Consider the following 17,841-nt stretch of genomic DNA (forward strand, 5'->3'; position numbering starts at 1 on the left):
TGCAAAGGCGCCGCTCCCGCACGACTATGACACAACTCGGGTGGACGGCAAGGACCGGAAGTATCGATACGATCTTCCTCTATCCAGTGCGGCCCTCCTCGGGAAATGATCACACGCCGCGCTCTTTCGACGGAGAGGGCCCCGATCGAGCGGTCGCGATGTCCTGATATCGCGCTCCCTTGTATGACGCTCGAGCGGAACGATCCTGATTTCGTCGATCTCTGCGGGTCGGTGTGCACGCCGACAGAGCATCGCCGGAGGATCGATCGATACAGATTTTCTAGGTCAGGACAGCTCGCAGGTGTCGACTTGGCTGGACGGGGCCTTGTGCGCGATATAAGCAGAAGGCGCGCGTTTCATTTCGAATCCGGCGGGACGACAGCCATCGGGTGACCGGATGTTCAAAGGACGGATTCGACCAATCGCCGTCGCGTCAGCCCTGCTCGCCGCGTCCTCGCCCCACGCCGCCGCCGCCCCTCCCCGCGTCGCATTGGTCCTGAGCGAATCGAACTATCCCGATGCCGACAGGCCGTTGAAGACGCCGGTTTCCGACGGCAAGGCCGTCGCCGAAGCGCTCGCCCGGCGCGGTTTCGAGGTCCAGACCGCCGTGGACGCGGGCGGTCCGGCCATGGCCGACGCCGTCCGGCACTTCCTCGATGCGATCAGGCCGGGCGCGGTCGCCGCCGTCTACTTCTCCGGGGTGGGCATCCAGGTCGCCGGCAAGAACTACCTCGTCCCCACCGATGCCCGCATCTGGAGCGACGCCGACGTTCTGCGCGCCGGGACGTCGGTCGACGCGCTCGTCCGATCGATGGCGGACCGCGGCGCACGGGCCGAAGTCCTGATCCTCGACGCTTCGCGGCGGAACCCGTTCGAGCGACGGTTCAGGAGCGTGTCGGCCGGCCTCGCCGCCCTGAGGGCCTCGCCGGGAGCGCTGACCCTCGCCTCCGCGGCCCCGGGAGCGCTCGTCGGGGAGAGCGGGGACGAGGCCGTGTTCGCGGCAGAGTTCGCGAAAGCCATCGAGACCCCCGGCATCGATGCGGAGCAGGCCTTCCTGCTCTGCCGCGACCAGGTTGCCGCGCGCACGCAGAGCCAACAGAACCCGAGCGTGGTCTCGGGCCTCGACGTGCCGTTCTCCTTCGACCCCGAGCAGGCCGCCAAACCCCTCCCGCCGCCCGCGGTGAAGGCGGGCGTTCCTCCCCCGCCGCCCGAGCCCGCTCCCCCGCCGCCCGTGAAGGTGGCCGCCCTGCCGCCGCCGGCAGCATCCACCCCCGCCTCGGATCCGCCGCCTGCCGCGTCGGCGCCCCCGGCGAAGGCCGATGTTCCGCCCGCGCCCGCGCCGGCCGCAGCGGACGCCCCCAAACCCGCCGCCGAGCCGGCCGTCCACGGATCCCCTCCGCCCCCGCCGGCGCCCCCCACGGACGCATCGCCGGCGAAGGCGAGCGTCCCGCCTCCCCCCGCGTCGACGGCCACGGCCGGACCAGCGCCGGCCGCGGCGGACGGGTCAGTCGCGGCACCGGCGCCGCCCGTCAAGGTGGCCTCGCTTCCGCCGAACGGCGGGGCCCCTCCCTCCGCTGTAGACGCCCCGGCCGAGACCCCCATGAGCTCCCTCGAAAGGGCACGGCAGGCCGAGCTCGACAGGCGCATCGGACGCAACCCGCGCGACCAGGACGCCCTCTTCGAGCGCGGGCGCCTGCTCGCCCAGCACGGGAGCTACACGCTGGCGCTGCTGGACTTCGACCGGGCGATCAGCCTCGCCCCGGACGACGCCGACGCGTTCAACGACCGGTGCTGGACGCGGAGCATGGTGGGGCAGCTCCAGACCGCCATGGACGACTGCGACAGGGCTCTGAAGCTGCGGCCCAACTTCGCCGACGCGCATGACAGCCGAGGCCTCGTGCAGATGAAGCGGGGCAGCGTGGAGGCGGCGCTCGTCGACTACGACGCGGCGGTCCGGCTGGACCCGAAGCAGAGCTCGGCCCTCTACGGGCGCGGGATCGCGAAACTCCGGCTCGGGCGGCGCGAAGCGGCCGAGAAGGACATCTCCGACGCGCTGGCGCTCGATCCCGGGGTCGAAGCGGAATACGCCCGCTACGGCCTCAAATAGGCGCCCCTCGCCCGCCTCGGACCGCCCCTCCCCTCCCCTCCCGCGATGAAAGGTTTCGGATGCGCTACGCCGTTCTCCTCGCAGGCTTCGGCGCGGTGATCGCCGGCACGGGCGCCGTCCCGCACGGGGTCCGCGCCGACCCCGTCGTTGTGGCGCAGGCGGACGGCGGCGGGGTCGGCGGGAGTCTGGCCGCGCCGGCGACCAGGACCGTGCGGGCCAAGCCGCGCCCGCGACCCGCGGCGGCGGCCCGCAGCGCGCCCACGCCCGCGCCACGGGTGATCGTCAGGCGCGAGGTGGTCTACCAGCCGCGCTACATCGAACGCCCGGCCGCCCCGGAGCCGCGCAGGAGCGCGCGGGCCAGCGGAGGGCTCGCGAGCTACGACGGCATGTGGACGGTCTCGTCCAACGGCTGCTCGGCGGCGGGAACGACCCAGGTCATGATCTCGCGGGGCCGCATCAGCGCGAGCAACGGGAGCGGCAGGGTGAGCCCCTCCGGCGCGGTCTCGATCGTGAGCGCCGTCAACGGGCTCACGATCGCCGGCCAGGGACAGATCACCGGCGGGTCCGCGAGCGGATCTTTCCGCCAGTCGGACGGCTGCGCGGGATCCTGGAGCGCGGTCAAGCTTTGACCGCGTCGGCGAAGCGGGATCCCGTGGAGCTCCACGGGCGCGCGGGCGGCCGCGAAGCCCGCCGGCCCGGCCGCATCCGCGCCGCGGCGGCCGGGCTGGCGCTGTCGGCCTGGCCCGCATTGGCGGCGGGCGACGTCGGCGTCGTCCTGAGCGTCCATGGCCGGCCGTCGGCCACAGACCCTGCGGGCCACTGGCGCCGCGTCGAGGTGCTGCAGGGGGTGCACGACGGCGAGACCGTCGTCGTCGATCCGGGCGAGGCGCTCGTCATCTGCAACGGCCGACGCAGGGCGGCCGTCCGGATCGAGGGACCCGGGACCGTCAGCATCGGCGGCTCCGCGGTGGCGGTCCTGGTCGGGTCGCCGAGGGTCACCGACGCCGGCGCCTGCGACGACTCCGACGCCCCGGACGAGAACGGCGGCGTCATCCTGCGCGGCCTACGCCACGTCGCCCCGCCTGCCCGGAGATGATCGGGACGGCATTCGCGCGGACGACGGCGTCGACGGTCCGGCTCGGGGCGGCGCGGTGCGAGCAGGCCTTGCGGCGGGTCCTCGCCGGCGGGCGGGCGACGGGTGCGGCGACCGGCGCGCTGGCCTTGCTCCTGGCCGCCTCCGCGGTGGGCTTGGCCGTCGAGAGCGACTTCGCGGGCCGCGTCTCCCCTCTGTCCGGCGCCGACGCCTTCCTCTACGACGCATCGGTCGCCGCCCTCGCCGCCCTGCACCGCGGCGATCCCTGGCCGACGACCGCGGTCGTGCTCATCGACCGGACGACCCTGACGGCACCCGGCTGGTCGTCGGTGCCGAGGGCGCTGCAACAGCCGCAACTCGGCCGGCTCGGCCGCGACCTCCTGGACGCCGGCGCGCGGCGGATCGGCTACGACCTCGTGTTCGCGTTCGATCCGGCCGATCTTCCGCCTCCGCTGGGCGCGTCGCCCGGGTACGACGCCCCGCTCGCGGATCTCCTGGCGTCGCGGGGCGAGGACGTGGTGCTCGGGACGGACGCCTCCGTTCCGCCCGCGCCGCGGTACGCGGGGATGGTCGGCCCGGCGCGGTTGGGCGTCATCGATCTGCAGACCGAGGGCGACGGCCGCGTCCGCAGTGTCGCCGACCGTGTGCGGCTCCCGGACGGCGACAGGCGGTTCGGTTTCGCCGCCGCGCTGGCGCGGGATCCCGAGGGGTCAGACAGTCTCGCGGGCCGGACTTTCATGGTGCCGGCGGCCGCGGTGGGCACGATCCCGCACCTGTCCGGCTCGGAGGTCGCGACCTGCCTCGCGACCCCCGAGGGACGCGACGACCTCGGGCGTCTGCTGCGGGGCCGGACGGTCGTGATCGGCTCCGGCCTCGGGGGCGAGGACGAGCACGCGGGTCCGGACCGCTTCCTGCCCCGATCGGTCGCTGTGCGCGGTGGCGGCCCGGCCTGCGGCGGGCGCACGGACGCAGCCTCCGGCCGGAAGGCGGCCCGCGTGCCCGGCGCGTTCCTCCAGGCCGCGGCCGTCGAGGCGCTCCAGTCGCGATCACCGATCGCGCTCGCGCCGGAGCCCCTCCGCATCGGCGTGGACATGTCGCTCGCCTGCCTCGTCCTCGCCATCATGCGGCTCGTCGATCGCTCGGTTCGCCTGCCGGCCGGCCGAAGCCGGATGCTGGGCACGACGGCCCGCTCCGCCGCGATCCTGTCGGCGTCGCTCGCCCTGCTGGGCGCGACCGCGATCGGGATCGCGACCTTCGGCTTGGCGGTCTGGCGCCTCTGGCTCCCGATCGGCAACGTCGCAGCCGTGATGAGCGGCTTCTGCATCGCCGGCACGATGGCGGTGGCGCTCAGGCGGGACATGGCTCTGGCGGATCTCAAGCTCGCCTTCGGGCGCTGGCTGCCGCCCCACGTCGTCGAGGCGACCCTCGACGCGAGGCGGACCGTCCTGCACGGCAGCGAGCGGATCATCACCGTGCTGATGGCGGATCTGAACGACTTCACGCCCTTCTGCGCCGCCCACCGGGACAGGCCTGAGGCGATCGTCGCAGCCATCAACAGGAAGTTCTCTCTGGCTCAGTCCGCCATCGACCGACACGGCGGCTGCCTCGACAAGTTCGACGGCGACGCGGTGATCGCGTTCTGGAACGGCGTCCAGCCGCAGCCCGACCACGCGTCGCGCGCGGTGAGGGCGGCCCTCGCCCTGATCGAGGCCGATCGTTCGGACCGGGGGTCTCCCCTCACCTTCAAATGTGCCATCGCGACCGGGGTCGCCTTCGTGGGCCGGTACGGCTCCGAGCAGAAGAGCAGCTTCTCGGCGATCGGCGAGCCCATGAACCTCGCCGCCCGCCTCGAAAAGCTATGCCGCCTGCACGGCATCGATATCGTGATCGCTGGATCGACCGTGGAGTCGATGAGCGCTGCCCCTCCGGCCGGCACTCGGCCTGAACGCGCGGTGCTGGTCGGGCAAGCGCCCCTCAAGGGGTTCGACGACCCGGTCGCATTCTATACCGTCTCGGCGATGCCCGACTGACGCCTCGCCTTCGGATCGGAGGAGTCGGCTTCGTCCCGGCTTTCACGGGCTGCCGTGATGTCCGGAGCCGTGAGGGTGGGCCTTCCCCCTCTCCGCGAGGACCGCGGCGCCGATGTCCCCGATCGCGCCACTTCGACCTTCTCGGTCGGCGTATCGCCCTTCGCCGCGATGCCCTGCAGCAGCTCCGGGAAATCGCGATCGTCGCGCTTCGACCACCCGTGAGCGGTGCCGATGCTGCGCCAGGGGCGGCACCGCGGAGGACCAGCACCGTCGTCGCACCAGATCCCCATCCCGGGGCTGAGGCGCAGGCGGCGGCGTCACGGCCCGACCTCGGCCGCCACGGCGGCTGCGACGGCCGCCGTCGAGGCGGTCCCGCCCTGGTCCGGCGTCAGGATCTTCCCGGTCGCGACGACCCGCTCGGCGGCGTCGAGCACGGCCCTGGCGGCTTCGACCTCGCCGAGGTGCTCCAGCATGAGGGCGCCCGACCAGATCGCGGCGAGCGGGTTGGCGAGGCCGCGGCCCGCGATGTCGGGCGCCGAGCCGTGCACCGGCTCGAACATGGACGGCACCCCGCCCGACGGATTGATGTTGGCGGAGGCCGCGAAGCCGAGGCCGCCCTGGATGGCGGCTCCGATGTCGGTCAGGATGTCGCCGAACAGGTTGGAGGCCACCACGACGTCGAGGCTGCCGGGATCCGTGATGAACCGGGCCGCGATCGCGTCGACGTGGTAGCGCGTCACCGCGACGTCGGGGTAGTCGGCGGCGACGAGGTCGGTCACGTCGTCCCAGAACACCATGGAGTGCTTCTGGGCGTTGGACTTGGTGACGGAGGCGAGCCGGCCACGGCGCTTGCGGGCCCGCTCGAAACCGTGGCGCAGCACGCGCTCGACGCCGCGGCGGGTGAACACCGAAGTTTCGATCGCGACCTCGTCGGCCGTGCCACCGTGCACCCGGCCGCCGGCGCCGCTGTACTCGCCCTCCGTGTTCTCGCGGATGCAGAGGATGTCGAAGTCCTCCGCCCGAAGCGGCCCCTTGACGCCCCTGAGCAGGCGGTGCGGCCGGGCGTTGACGTAGAGGTCGAACCCCTTGCGGATCGGCAGCAGCAGGCCGTGCAGCGACACGGCGTCCGGCACGCGCCGCGGCCATCCCACGGCGCCGAGGTAGATCGCAGCGTAGGGCCTGAGCTGCTCCAGTCCGTCCTCCGGCATCATGCGCCCGTGCCGGAGGTAGTGCTCGCACGACCAGGGGAAGGCGTCGCCGCTGAGGCCGAAGCCGAAGCGCCTGGAGGCCGCCTGGAGCACCGACCAGCCGGCCTCGACCACGTCGACGCCGATGCCGTCGCCCGGGATGAGGGCGATCCTGTAGTCCGTCATGGCTTCACTCCGCCCCGAGCCCGCATGGTCAGTCGAGGCCGCCGATGTGGAAGCTCTTCATCTCGAGGTATTCCTCGATGCCGGAGCTCGAACCCTCGCGGCCGATCCCCGACTGCTTGATGCCGCCGAAGGGCGCCATCTCCATCGACACGCTGCCGGTGTTGAGCCCGACCATGCCGGCTTCGAGCCGCTCCGCCACCCGCCAGGAGCGCCGGAGGTCGTCGGTGTAGAAATAGGCCGCGAGACCGAACGGCGTGTCGTTGGCGAGGCGGAGCGCCTCCTCCTCGTGGCGGAAGCGGAACACGGGAGCCAGAGGGCCGAAGGTTTCCTCGCCGGCGAGGCGCATCTCGGCCGTCGCCCCGGTCAGCACGGTGGGCTCGACGAAGCTGCCGCCCCGGCCGCCCCCGCCGCCGAGCGCGACGCGCGCGCCCTTGCTCCGCGCGTCGTCGAGGTGGGCCAGCACCTTGTCGCGCCCCGCGGCGTTGATCAGCGGGCCGAGCGTCACGCCGGGCTCGCGGCCGTCGCCGACGCGCAGGCCCGAAACCGCCGCGGCCAGCGCCGCCACGAAGCGGTCGTGGATGCCGTCCTGCACCAGGATGCGGTTGGCGCAGACGCAGGTCTGGCCGGCGTTGCGGAACTTCGACGCCATGGAGCCCGCGACGGCGAGGTCGAGCGAGGCGTCGTCGAACACGATGAACGGCGCGTTGCCGCCGAGCTCGAAGGAGACGCGCTTCACCGTGTCGGCGCACTGGCGCATCAGGAGCCGGCCCACCGGGGTCGAGCCGGTGAAGGACAGCTTGCGCACCGCGGGGTTCGCCGTCAGCTCGGCCCCGATCGCCTGGGGCAGGCCCGTGACGACGTTGACGACGCCCTTCGGGATGCCGACGCGCTCGGCCAGCGCGGCGAGGGCCAGGGCCGAGAAGGGCGTGAGCTCGGACGGCTTGATCACGATCGGGCAGCCGGCGGCGAGCGCCGGGGCGGCCTTGCGGGTGATCATGGCGTTGGGGAAGTTCCAGGGCGTGATGGCGGCCGAGACCCCCACCGGCTCCTTGAGCACCAGGATGCGCCGGTCGGCGGTCGGGGCAGGCACGCTGGAGCCGGAGATGCGGCGCACTTCCTCGGCGAACCAGCGCACGAAGCCCGCCCCGTAGGCGACCTCGCCCCTGGCCTCGGCCAGCGGCTTGCCCTGCTCCAGCGTCATGATGAGGGCGAGGTCGTCGGCCGCCGCCAGCATGGCGCCGTGCCAGGCGAGGAGGAGGTCCGCCCGTCGCGGCGCCGGCAGCGCCCGCCAGGCCGGCCAGGCGGCCTCGGCGGCCGCGACGGCGGCGCGCGTCTCCGCGGTGCCCATGACCGGGACGGTGCCGAGCCGCTCGCCGTTGGCGGGGTTCGACACGTCGAGCGTGGCGCCGTCCTCCGCCGACGTCCAGGCGCCGTCGATGTAGGCTTCCGTGCGGAACAGGGACGGGTCGCGGAGTCCGGAAGGGGCGTCCATGGGATCCTCGTGAAGGCTTTGGGCACGGTCAGTAGCCGCGGGTCCGGTCGACCACGTTGGCCATCGGCAGCCCGTCGCGGTGCCGCCGGACGGCCTCGATGACCTGCCGGGCGGCGGTGGCCGGATGCGTGGTGCTGGCCACGTGGGGCGTCGCGATCACCCTTGGGTGGGCGAACAGCGGGTGGGCGGCGGGCGGGGGCTCTGCGGCGAGGACGTCGAGCACCGCCGACGCGAGGCGGCCGGAGTCGAGCGCCGCGGCGAGATCGGCCTCGACGAGGTGCCCGCCGCGGCCGACGTTGACGAGGCCGGCCCCTTCGGGCAGTGCCGCGAAGAGGGCCGCGTCGAGGATCCCGCGCGTGTCGTCGGTGAGCGGCAGGAGGCAGACGAGGCTGCGCACGCCGTGCAGGAAGCACGGCAGCGCCGCGCGGCCCGCGAAGGTTTCGATCCCGTCGATCGCCTTGGGCGACGCGCTCCAGCCCCGCACCGGGAAGCCGAGGCCCGCGAGCGCCGCCGCGGCGGCCTTGCCCAGCACGCCGAGGCCCAGGATGCCCACGGTGTGGTCCGCGGCGCGGCGCACCGGCCGCGCTTCCCAGCGCCCGTCCCGCTGCGCCTCGACGTAGGCCGGCAGGTCCCGGTGCTGGGCCAGGACCGCGAGGAGCACGTATTCCACCATGGAGCGGGTGAGCTCGGGATCCACCATGCGGACCAGCGACACCGCCTCACCGATCGCCGCCGACGACAGGTGGTCGACCCCCGCGCCGAGGTTGAACAGGACGCTGAGGGCCGGCATGGCGCGGGCGAGGTCGCCGGGCGGCGTCCAGGCCACGAGGTAGCGGGCCCCGGCCGCGGCCTCCGGCGACCAGTCGACCAGCGCGAGGTCCGGCGCCTCCGCCGCGAAGACGCCGTGCCAGACGGCCCCCCGCCTCGCGTCCGACTTGTACACCACCGTGACCGGATCCATGGCGTGCCTTTTCCCGGCCTGGCGCCCGAGCGCCGCCGAGGCCGCCATCATGGTCCGAGCCGCGCGGCACATCGTGCCGTATGGGACGCGATCATCGGGCGGATCGCGCGTCCGGTCCGGCGAAACGGCAGGGTCTCCCGGCGGCGGCCGGGGTCCGGACCCGATCGCGCCGATCCCCGCGGATCGGGAGCCGAGGGCCCGCATCGGCGGGCGATCGGGCGGGCGACGGAATTGCGGGGACGGCCGCCGCGGCATAATCTGCTGTGGGCGGACCGGATGCACCGGCACGCTCCAGAGCCGCGGCAGCCATGGCCCACCCGAGACTGGACCGGATCGACCTCAAGATCCTGGCCCAACTTCAGCGCAACGGCCGGATGACGAACGTCGTGCTGTCGGACGCCGTCGGCCTGTCCGCGAGTCCCTGCCTGCTGCGCGTCAAGCGCCTGGAGAAGGCGGGCTACATCACGGGCTACGGCGCCCATCTCAACCTCGCCAAGCTCGGCGAAACCGTGTCCATCTTCACGGAAGTCACGCTGCACGACCACAAGCTCGACGACTTCACGCGCTTCGAAGCGGAGGTGAGGAACGTCGAGGAACTCATCGAGTGCCACCTCATCTCGGGCGGCTACGACTACCTGCTCCGCTTCGTCACCCGCGGGGTGGGGCACTACCAGGAGGTCATCGAGGGCCTGCTGAAGCGGGACATCGGCATCGCGAAATATTTCAGCTACATCGTCATCAAGTCGCCCATCGTTAAGCCGTACATGCCGCTGACGACGCTTTTCGACGCCCGGCGCTGAGCGGACCGATGCGGCGGCGTCGGATCGGGCCGCGGGGCGCGGCGGCCTCCCTCCGCGGGATGCGGCCGTGAACGCGCGCGAGATCGAGGTCTTCCGCACCGTCATGCACCACCGGACGCTCGCGGCGGCGGCGCAGGTCCTGCACGTGACGCAGCCGGCCCTGTCCAAGGCCCTGCGCCACTGCGAGGACAGGCTCGGCTACCGGCTGTTCAACCGCAACGCGGGGCGCCTGGTGCCCACCGCCGAGGCGAATGCGCTGATCGCCGAGGCCGATCGCCTCTACCTGCAGGTGCAGAGCTTCGGCGCCCTGGCGCGCGGCATCGGCGGAAAGGCCGGCGGCGTGCTGCGGCTCGGCGCGACCTCCTCGCTCGCCTCCTCGCTCGTGCCTCAGGCCCTGGCCCGCCTCCGCCGCGAGTTTCCGGACGCGAGGATCATCGTCCAGACGCTGGCGGTGCCCGAACTCGAGACGGCGCTGCTGGCGCGCCGGGTCGAGGTGGGGCTCGCCCTCTCGCCCCTGGTGGTACCAGGGCTCCACGTCGCGAGGGTCGGCAGCGTCCGATGCGTGGTGCTGGTGCGGCGCGACGACCCGTTGGCGTCCCGCCCCGCCCTCGGGCCGCCTGACCTCGCCGGCGCGGCCGAGGTCGGGTTCGGGGTCGAACAGGACTTCGGCCGCGCCGTCGCGGCGGCCTTCGGGCGGGCCGGCGTCGAGCGGCGCCTGTCCGTCGAGGTCGGCACCACCACGGGCGCGCTCGCCATGGTCCTGGCCGGCGGCGGCTTCGCGGTGGTGGACGGCTTGACGGAGGCCTACCTCCCGGACGCCGTGGCGGCGGTGCCGTTCGTGCCGGAGCTGCGCCGGACGGTCTTGATGGTGCGGACCGAGAACTCGGGCACGCCCGCCCTCACGGGGCGCTTCCGCGAGCTGCTGGAAGCGCTGGGCCGGGACGGCGCGCTCGCCCCATAACCTGCGCTCATACCCCGCCCCGCCCGGCGAGCGTGGATCGACCGCCGCCGGCGTGGAAGTCTCGCCGCGACGGGGAGAGGCGCGATGGCTGAGATGATCGGGGTGGACATCGGCGGGACCTTCGCCGACTTCGCGGCGCTGGACCCCGCGACGGGCCGCCTCACGACCCTCAAGGTCCTGACCACCCCGGCCGCCCCCGGACGGGACGTGGCCGAGGGGCTGCGCCGGCTCGCGGCGGGCGGCATCGCCCTGTCGGACGTGGAGCGCTTCGTGCACGGGACCACGGTGGGCGTCAACACCATCATCCAGCGCCGCGGCGCCCGCCTCGCCCTCTTCACCACGGCGGGCTTCACCGACCTTTTGGAGCTGGCGCGCCTGCGCATGCCCGATCCCTACAGCCTGTTCTGCGAGCGCCCGGCCCCGCTGATCGCGCGCGAGCACGTCTTCGGCATCGGGGAGCGTATGGCGCACGACGGCGCGACGCTGCTCGCCCCGGACGAGGCCGACGTGGCGCGGGCCGTCGCGGCCGCCCAGCGCGCCGGCTGCGAGGGCGTGGTGGTGTCGTTCCTCCACGCCTGGCGCAACCCGCTCCACGAGGTGCGGGTCGCCGCCATGATCGCGGCCTCCGACCCGGAGCTCACGGTCTTCCGCGGGAGCGAGATCTGGCCCGCCATCCGGGAATACGAGCGCACCACGACGGCGGTGTTGAACGCCTACGTGCATCCGCGCATCTCGGACTACCTCGCCCGGGTCGAGGCGGAGATCGGCAGGGCCGGGATCGCCGCCCCGCTGCTGCTGACCACGTCGGCCGGCGGCACCATGACGGCCGGGGCGGGGCGGCGCGACTGCGTCGGCATGCTGCTGTCCGGCACCGCATCCGGCGTGGTGGGCGCCGGCGTCGTCGCCCGGGCGGCCGGGGCGCGCTCCGTTCTGACCCTCGACATCGGCGGGACCAGCGCCGACGTGGCGCTGCTGGAGGACGGCCAGCCGTCCTTCTCGACCGGCCATGCCGTCGGCGAGTTCCCGCTCGCCACGACGACCGTGGCGGTGATGTCCTCCGGCCAGGGCGGCGGCTCGGTCGTCTGGATCGACGGCCAGGGCGTGCTGCAGGTCGGCCCCGTCAGCGCGGGGTCGACGCCGGGGCCCGCGTGCTTCGGCCGCGGCGGGACGCGCCTGACGGTGACGGACGCCGCCCTGCTGGCGGGCATCCTCGGCCACGGCTCCCTCGGCTTCGGCGCCATCGCGCCCGACCGGGCCCTCGCCGAAGCCGCCGCGTCCCCCGTCGCGAAGCAACTCGGCATGGGCGTCGCGGAGCTCGCCGAGGGCGTGCTGCGCGTCGCCGTCAGCGGCATGCTGGTGCCCATCGAGCAGCTCCTCGCGCGGGCCGGCGTCCACGCCAGCGAGCTGACCCTGATGCCCTTCGGCGGTGCCGGCCCCATGCTGGGCGCCCTCCTGGCCGAGGCCGCCGGCATGACGCGCGTCCTCGTCCCCGCCTCGCCCGGCACGCTCTGCGCGCTCGGCGCCGTCGCCGCCGCCGTCCGGGTCGACCGCATGCGCACGGTCCTGCTGCCCTTCGACGACGACGGCTGGCCCGGGCTGCAGGCGATCCTGGCGGAGCTCGCGGCCGAGGCCGCGGCGGCCGTGGCCGACATGGCGGGCCCGGGCACGTCCGACCTCGTGCCGGCCGCGGACATCCGCTACCGCGGACAATCGTTCGAGCTGACCGTGCCGACCGCCGGCTGCGCCGGGCCCGCCGACCTCGCGACCCTGTTCCACGCCGCGCACGAGCGCGCCTTCGGCCATGCCGAGGAGGACGCGCCCCTGCAGGTCGTCAGCCTCAGGGTGTCGGCGTCGCGCCCGGCCCCGCCCGTGGCCATGCCGCGACGGGACGGGGCGGCCCATCCGGCGCGGTCCGGCGGCACGGCGCGGCTCTACGCCGGCGGGGCCTGGTGCGAGGCGGCGCTGTTCGAGCGGGCCGACCTCGACCCCGGCGCCGAGCTGTCCGGCCCCGCCATCGTCAGCCAGGCCGACTGCACGATCCTGATCCCCCACGGCTGGCGCGCCCGCGTGGACGGCTTCCGCAACATCGAGATGGAGCACGCGTGATGCGCACCGACCCCGTCACCCTCCAGGTCCTGCGCAACCACACGCGCGCGGCCGCGGAAAGCATGGCCACCACGCTCTACCGGACGGCGCACTCCACCTTCGTAAAGGAGACGGAGGACTTCACGATCCAGCTCCTCGATGCGCGGGGCAAGTCCTGCGCCGTGCCGATCGACCTCGGGGCCACCTGGTATCCGGGCCTCGACTACGAGGCGGCGCTGGCCCTGGTGCCGGGAGGCTACGCGCCCGGCGACATCGCCATGACGAACGACCCTTATTCCGGCTACCTCGCCACGCACACGCCCGACGTCGTGCTGTGGAAGCCGATCTTCCACGACGGCCGCGTGATCGCCTTCGCGGGCGGCCACATCCACAACGTGGACGTCGGGGGCGCGGTGCCGGCCAGCCTGTCGCGGACGCTGACGGAGGTGCACCAGGAGGGCATCCGGATACCGCCCAGCAAGCTGTATCGCGAGGGCGTGCTCGACGAGCAGCTCGTGCGCCTGATGATGGCCAACGTCCGCGTGCCGGAACAGAACTGGGGCGACCTGAAGGCCCTGGTGGCCGCCGTCAACACGGGCGAGCGCCGGGTCCTCGACCTCGTGCGCCGCTTCGGCGTTTCCACGGTGGAGGACGGCCTCGCCGACCTCCTCGACTACGCCGAGGGCCAGGCCCGCGCCGTGCTGGCCGGCCTGCCGGACGGCGACTTCCGCTTCGTCGAATATTCCGACGAGGACGGCGCCGACGGCGACCCGCTCCGGCTGTGCCTGACGCTGCGGATCCGGGGCGACGAGGCCGAGCTCGACTTCGCCGGCACCGACCCGCAGACCCTGTCGTCCCTCAACGTGCCGACCGGCGGCCATCCCCGGCATTCCCTGCTGCTCGTCGGAATCTACTACGTCCTTTCCGCGCTCCATCCCGGCATCACGCTGAACTTCGGCACGACCCGCCCCTTCACCTGCAAGGTGCCGGAGGGCAGCGTGCTCAACCCGTCCTTCCCGGCGGCCGTCGGCATGCGGAGCCTGACCTGCGGGCGGCTGCGCAGCCTCATCTTCGGCGCCTTCGCGGCGGCTGCCCCCGACCGCATGCCGGCCGCGCCCGCGGGCGCCACCTCCATCATCAACATGGCGGCCCAGGACCCGCGCACCGGACGGCGGACCATCACGGCCATCGCCCCCATCGTGGGCGGCGGCGGCGGCATGCCCCACCGCGACGGCACGGACGGGTCCGGCGCGGACGCCGCCTACCTCAAGAACAGCCCGATCGAGGTCACGGAATCCGAGGCACCGGCCCGCATCCTGCGCTACGGGCTGATGCCGGACACCGGCGGCCCCGGCACCCATCGCGGCGGCATGGCGCAGGTGATCGAGTTCTGCTCGACCGCGCCGGACGCCTTCGTGACCGCGCGCAACCGCGACCGGAGCCGGTTCCAGCCCTGGGGCACGCTCGGCGGGGCGCCGGGCTGCAGCGGCAGCTTCACCCTGAACCCGGGGCGCCCCGGCGAGCGGGACCTCGGCAACACCGACGCGCTGCGGCTCGCGCCGGGCGACGTCCTGCGCGTCATCTCGCCGGGCGGCGGCGGCCGCGGCGACCCCTTCCTCCGCGATCCTGCCGCGGTGCTGCGCGACGTCCGCGCCGGGCTCGTCACGCCGGAGGCGGCGCTCCGGCAGTACGGCGTCGCGCTCCGGGACGGCGGCGGCGAGGTCGACGAGGCCGAGACGGCGCGCCTGCGCGCCGACCCGCCGAACCTTCCGGCCCTGGCGCTCGGCGAGGCCCGGCTGGAGCACGAGCGGCGGTGGGACGAGGCCGCCTACGCGGCGATGCACGAGGCGCTCGCCACCCTGCCGGTGAGCTGGCGCGCCGCGGTGAAGAAGCAGCTCTTCGCGGCGGTGCGGGCCGCACCCGCGGAGCGGCCGGCCGCCGCGGTGGTCCGCGAAGCCTTCACGGCCATCCAGGCCGCGAGCGACGGCCTCGGCCGGGCGCGCCAGTGACGGCCCGCCTGGCCGCGCCACCGCGGGCGCGGCCTGGAGCCTGAACCCACAAGGATCCGCCGATGGCCCGCACCGACATCTTCGCCGACGACTTCTCGACGACGCCCTGGTGGTGGCACGGCTTCCGCCCGCCGGCCGAGGCGCCCGACGCGCTGCCGCGGCGGGTCGGCACCCTCGTGGTCGGCGCCGGCTACGCCGGCACAGCCTGCGCCCTGCGCCTCGCGGAAGCCGGCGACGACGTGCTGGTGCTGGACGCCGGGGCGCTGGGGCACGGCGCCAGCAGCCGCTCGGGCGGGCAGGTGTCGGGCGGCATCAACGTCGGCAAGAGCCCGTCCGGCAGGCCCGTGGACCCCGGACGCAAGGCCGCCCTGCTGCGCGACGCCGCCGAAGGCTTCACGCTCTTCGAGAGCCTGCTCGAGCGCCACCAGATCCGCTGCGGCTATCACAGGTCCGGCCGGCTGAACGCCTTCTGGACGCCGGTCCACGCGGCCGGCTGGCGGGGTCGCCTCGACGAGCTGAACCGGCACGCGGCCTCGGACGTGCGGCTGATCGGCCGCGACGAAGCGCGCGCCGAGCTCGGCAGCGACTTCTACCACGGCGCCGCCGCGATCGGCCGCGCCGGCCACGTGCAGCCGGCGGAGTTCTACGGCGGCCTCATGGGCGCGGCCCGGCGGGCAGGCGCGAGGATGCACGGGATGACGCCCGTGCGGAGGGTCGGGCGCGTGCCCGGCGGCTATGCGGCGGTGACCGACCGCGGCGAGGTCTTCGCCGACCGGATCGTCTTCGCCACCAACGCCTACGTGGCGGCCGAGCGGCGCGGCCTGGCGCCGGACCTGCGTCGCGGCATCGTCCCGGTCACGACCCACATGATCGCCACCGAGGAGATGCCGGCCGACCTCGCCCGAACCGTGCTGCCGACGAACCGCGGCGTGTCCGAGTCGCGCCGGGTGATCAACCACTACCGCCTGTCGCCGGACGGGCGGCGCCTGCTGTTCGGGGGGCGCGCGAGCTTCTTCCCGCTCGACGAGCGGCGCACGGCCGCGCTTCTCCACCGCGCCATGGTGGCGCGCTTCCCCCAGCTCGCCGGCACCCGGATCACCAACAGCTGGGGGGGCCGCGTCGCCATCACGCTCGACCGGCTGCCGCATATCGGCGGGGGCGAAGGCCGCTTCTTCGCGCTCGGCTGCCAGGGCAGCGGGGTCACGATGATGACCTACCTGGGCCACGCCCTGGCCGGGAAGATCCTCGCCGGCGGGACCGGCCCCGTGAACAGCTACGACACCGGGCTGCCGCCCCACCATCCGCTCTACGACGGGACGCCGTGGTTCATGCCGGCCCTGGGCTCCTGGTACCAGTTCCAGGACCGCCGCGACCGTGAGGTGCCGCGGTAGGCCCGGCGCGGCCGGGCCCCGGTCAGCCCCTCGGCCGGTGGCTGACGTAGACCTTGCGGACGGGCACGTCGTTGTTCCAGGCGTAGACGGCCCCCCGCGGCACCAGGAAGGTCGATCCCGCGGCGAAGGTGCGGGCCTCCCCGGAGGCGTCCGTCAGGGTGACGGAGCCCGCCAGGAGGTGCATCAGTTCGGTGTGCGCGTAGGTGATCGCGCGGCGCCCGCCCGGCGTCGACGCCCAGACGCCCACGGTCCATTCCCCGTCCGCGGAGGCCTGGACGACGCGCTTGCCGCACCGAGGCGCCGGCGTGGTGAGGAGGGAGGCGTCGGGTCCCGGCGAAGGCTCGAGCGCCGCGTCGGGGTCGACCGCGACCGGAGCGTCGCCGTCCGCGGGGCCTGCGTAGGTTTGGAACACGAATTCGAGGTCGTCCGCCGCGGCCCAACGGAAGGCGGCGCCCTGCGGGATCACGGCGGCGTCGCCCGGACGGAGGTCGGAGAGGCCCGCGCAGGAGTGCAGCGTCAGGCGCCCGCGCGTGACCAGGATGAACTCGCTCCGCGGATGGCCGTCGATCGCGCCCTCGCCGGCCTGCAGCTGCGCGGTCCCGGTCGGCACGGCCGTGGCGCCGATGTCGAGGAGCACGCGCCGGGCCGGGAAGCCGCCGTCCCCGGCGGGAACCGCGCCCCGCTCCGGAAACGCGGGGGCGCTCCCGAGGTCGAAGAGCCTCGGGCGGCGGGCGGGAGCGTCGGCGTTCATGGATCGGGGTCCGTCGTCGGGGATGGTCAGGCCGCTCGGAAGGCCGCGTCCGCGGCGTCGGCGAGGGCCTTCATGGAGGGGAAGTGGAAATCCGGCGTCGTGAAGCGCGCGGGATCCGGCGTCGCGCCGTAGCCCTTCAGGCCCTGGCGGCGCTCGATCCAACAGGTCGCGTAGCCGAGCGCGTGGGCGACGCCGATGTCGTGGTACTGGCTCTGGGCCGTGTGCAGGATGTCGGACTGCCGGAAGCCGGAGGCCGACTGCCGGCCGAGGCTGTAGTGGAAGAACATCGGGTCCGGCTTCGGCCGGCCGGTCTCGTCCACGCAGACCGTGTCGTGGAACGGGTTCCCGAGGCGGTGGGCGTAGGCCGACAGGGCGACCCGGTCGGCGTTGGTCATGGCGACCAGCCGGTAGTGCCGCCTCAGCCGGCCCAGGGCTTCGGCGGAATCGGCGAAGGGCTGCCAGCCGAGCACGGAAGCCTGGAAGGCTTCCGCGTGCCGCCCCTCGCCGGGGAAGCCGAGGATCGCCGCGGCGTGGCGGTAGACGTCCCGCATGACCTCGCTGGAGCGCCCCCCATGCGCCTCGCGGCCCTTCATGTAGGCCGCGTAGATGGCGTCGTCGTCGAGGCGCTCGGCCGCGGCTCCCCCGAGGGTACGGAAGGCCGAGAGCACGCCCGAATCGAAGTCGATCAGCGTGCCGACGACGTCGAAGGTCAGGACTTTGAAGTCGGTGAGGCGCATGGGCTGTACTCCGTTCGAGGCCGTCCGGCCGGGCATCGGCGAAGCGCTCGC

Annotated in this window: 14 protein-coding genes; 9 read left to right on the forward strand and 5 right to left on the reverse strand. The window is 74.0% G+C overall.

Annotated features, from left to right (window positions below; all coding sequences use genetic code 11):
* Positions 1 to 397: 397 nt before the first annotated feature.
* From L7N97_RS05945 to L7N97_RS05960, 4 genes are all read left to right on the forward strand, one after another.
* Positions 398 to 2,107: a caspase family protein gene (locus L7N97_RS05945; RefSeq protein WP_255721619.1), complete on the forward strand. Its 1,710-nt coding sequence runs from the start codon at positions 398 to 400 to the stop codon at positions 2,105 to 2,107.
* Positions 2,108 to 2,166: 59 nt separating this feature from the next.
* Entirely contained in the window at positions 2,167 to 2,736 is a 570-nt protein-coding gene (locus L7N97_RS05950) for a hypothetical protein (RefSeq protein ID WP_237477422.1), read from the forward strand.
* 23 nt (positions 2,737 to 2,759) lie between these two features.
* The gene (locus L7N97_RS05955) at positions 2,760 to 3,203 is read left to right on the forward strand and encodes a hypothetical protein (RefSeq protein ID WP_237477423.1); all 444 of its coding nucleotides are present in this window, start codon (positions 2,760 to 2,762) and stop codon (positions 3,201 to 3,203) included.
* Between the two features lie 68 nt (positions 3,204 to 3,271).
* A complete protein-coding gene (locus tag L7N97_RS05960) occupies positions 3,272 to 5,230 on the forward strand; it encodes a CHASE2 domain-containing protein (RefSeq protein WP_237477424.1) in 1,959 nt (652 codons plus the stop codon).
* Between the two features lie 317 nt (positions 5,231 to 5,547).
* Here the strand turns inward: L7N97_RS05960 and L7N97_RS05965 are convergent, their stop codons facing one another.
* From L7N97_RS05965 to L7N97_RS05975, 3 genes are read right to left on the reverse strand one after another with little or no spacing between them, the layout of a single operon-like run.
* On the reverse strand, positions 5,548 to 6,603 hold the full coding sequence (locus L7N97_RS05965; protein ID WP_237477425.1) for a tartrate dehydrogenase: 1,056 nt from the start codon (positions 6,601 to 6,603) through the stop codon (positions 5,548 to 5,550).
* A 28-nt stretch (positions 6,604 to 6,631) separates the two neighbouring features.
* A complete protein-coding gene (locus L7N97_RS05970) occupies positions 6,632 to 8,095 on the reverse strand; it encodes an NAD-dependent succinate-semialdehyde dehydrogenase (RefSeq protein WP_237477426.1) in 1,464 nt (487 codons plus the stop codon).
* Positions 8,096 to 8,123: 28 nt separating this feature from the next.
* Positions 8,124 to 9,056, reverse strand: a complete 933-nt coding sequence (locus L7N97_RS05975; protein ID WP_237477427.1) for a 2-hydroxyacid dehydrogenase — start codon at positions 9,054 to 9,056, stop codon at positions 8,124 to 8,126.
* Positions 9,057 to 9,364: 308 nt separating this feature from the next.
* Between L7N97_RS05975 and L7N97_RS05980 the strand changes: the two genes are divergently transcribed.
* The 5 genes from L7N97_RS05980 to L7N97_RS06000 all read left to right on the forward strand — a co-directional run bounded on the left by L7N97_RS05980 (position 9,365) and on the right by L7N97_RS06000 (position 16,302).
* Positions 9,365 to 9,856, forward strand: coding sequence for an Lrp/AsnC family transcriptional regulator (locus L7N97_RS05980; RefSeq protein WP_237477428.1), 492 nt, complete (start codon positions 9,365 to 9,367; stop codon positions 9,854 to 9,856).
* A gap of 67 nt (positions 9,857 to 9,923) precedes the next feature.
* Positions 9,924 to 10,817 carry a LysR family transcriptional regulator gene (locus tag L7N97_RS05985; RefSeq protein ID WP_237477429.1) on the forward strand — a complete coding sequence of 298 codons (894 nt, stop codon included), beginning with the start codon at positions 9,924 to 9,926 and terminating at the stop codon, positions 10,815 to 10,817.
* Positions 10,818 to 10,901: 84 nt separating this feature from the next.
* Positions 10,902 to 12,923: a hydantoinase/oxoprolinase family protein gene (locus tag L7N97_RS05990; RefSeq protein WP_237477430.1), complete on the forward strand. Its 2,022-nt coding sequence runs from the start codon at positions 10,902 to 10,904 to the stop codon at positions 12,921 to 12,923.
* Positions 12,923 to 14,911, forward strand: coding sequence for a hydantoinase B/oxoprolinase family protein (locus L7N97_RS05995; protein ID WP_237477431.1), 1,989 nt, complete (start codon positions 12,923 to 12,925; stop codon positions 14,909 to 14,911). The genes L7N97_RS05990 and L7N97_RS05995 overlap by 1 nt, the downstream gene beginning before the upstream one ends.
* Before the next feature lie 62 nt (positions 14,912 to 14,973).
* Positions 14,974 to 16,302, forward strand: a complete 1,329-nt coding sequence (locus L7N97_RS06000) for an NAD(P)/FAD-dependent oxidoreductase (RefSeq protein WP_305069250.1) — start codon at positions 14,974 to 14,976, stop codon at positions 16,300 to 16,302.
* A 22-nt stretch (positions 16,303 to 16,324) separates the two neighbouring features.
* On the opposite strand, the gene L7N97_RS06005 is transcribed toward L7N97_RS06000, so the two are convergent.
* Positions 16,325 to 17,053 carry a cupin domain-containing protein gene (locus L7N97_RS06005; RefSeq protein ID WP_237477432.1) on the reverse strand — a complete coding sequence of 243 codons (729 nt, stop codon included), beginning with the start codon at positions 17,051 to 17,053 and terminating at the stop codon, positions 16,325 to 16,327.
* A 26-nt stretch (positions 17,054 to 17,079) separates the two neighbouring features.
* Positions 17,080 to 17,790: an HAD-IA family hydrolase gene (locus L7N97_RS06010; protein ID WP_237477433.1), complete on the reverse strand. Its 711-nt coding sequence runs from the start codon at positions 17,788 to 17,790 to the stop codon at positions 17,080 to 17,082.
* Positions 17,791 to 17,841: the final 51 nt, after the last annotated feature.

The sequence above is a fragment of the Lichenibacterium dinghuense genome, assembly GCF_021730615.1.
Classification (GTDB): Bacteria; Pseudomonadota; Alphaproteobacteria; order Rhizobiales; family Beijerinckiaceae; genus Lichenihabitans; species Lichenihabitans dinghuensis.

Coding starts and splice junctions, on each gene's coding strand:
- L7N97_RS05945 (WP_255721619.1), top strand. CDS start 398: ATGTTCAAAGGACGGATTCGACCAATCGCCGTCGCGTCAGCCCTGCTC.
- L7N97_RS05950 (WP_237477422.1), top strand. CDS start 2,167: ATGCGCTACGCCGTTCTCCTCGCAGGCTTCGGCGCGGTGATCGCCGGC.
- L7N97_RS05965 (WP_237477425.1), bottom strand. CDS start 6,603: ATGACGGACTACAGGATCGCCCTCATCCCGGGCGACGGCATCGGCGTC.
- L7N97_RS05970 (WP_237477426.1), bottom strand. CDS start 8,095: ATGGACGCCCCTTCCGGACTCCGCGACCCGTCCCTGTTCCGCACGGAA.
- L7N97_RS05975 (WP_237477427.1), bottom strand. CDS start 9,056: ATGGATCCGGTCACGGTGGTGTACAAGTCGGACGCGAGGCGGGGGGCC.
- L7N97_RS05980 (WP_237477428.1), top strand. CDS start 9,365: ATGGCCCACCCGAGACTGGACCGGATCGACCTCAAGATCCTGGCCCAA.
- L7N97_RS05990 (WP_237477430.1), top strand. CDS start 10,902: ATGGCTGAGATGATCGGGGTGGACATCGGCGGGACCTTCGCCGACTTC.
- L7N97_RS05995 (WP_237477431.1), top strand. CDS start 12,923: ATGCGCACCGACCCCGTCACCCTCCAGGTCCTGCGCAACCACACGCGC.
- L7N97_RS06000 (WP_305069250.1), top strand. CDS start 14,974: ATGGCCCGCACCGACATCTTCGCCGACGACTTCTCGACGACGCCCTGG.
- L7N97_RS06005 (WP_237477432.1), bottom strand. CDS start 17,053: ATGAACGCCGACGCTCCCGCCCGCCGCCCGAGGCTCTTCGACCTCGGG.
- L7N97_RS06010 (WP_237477433.1), bottom strand. CDS start 17,790: ATGCGCCTCACCGACTTCAAAGTCCTGACCTTCGACGTCGTCGGCACG.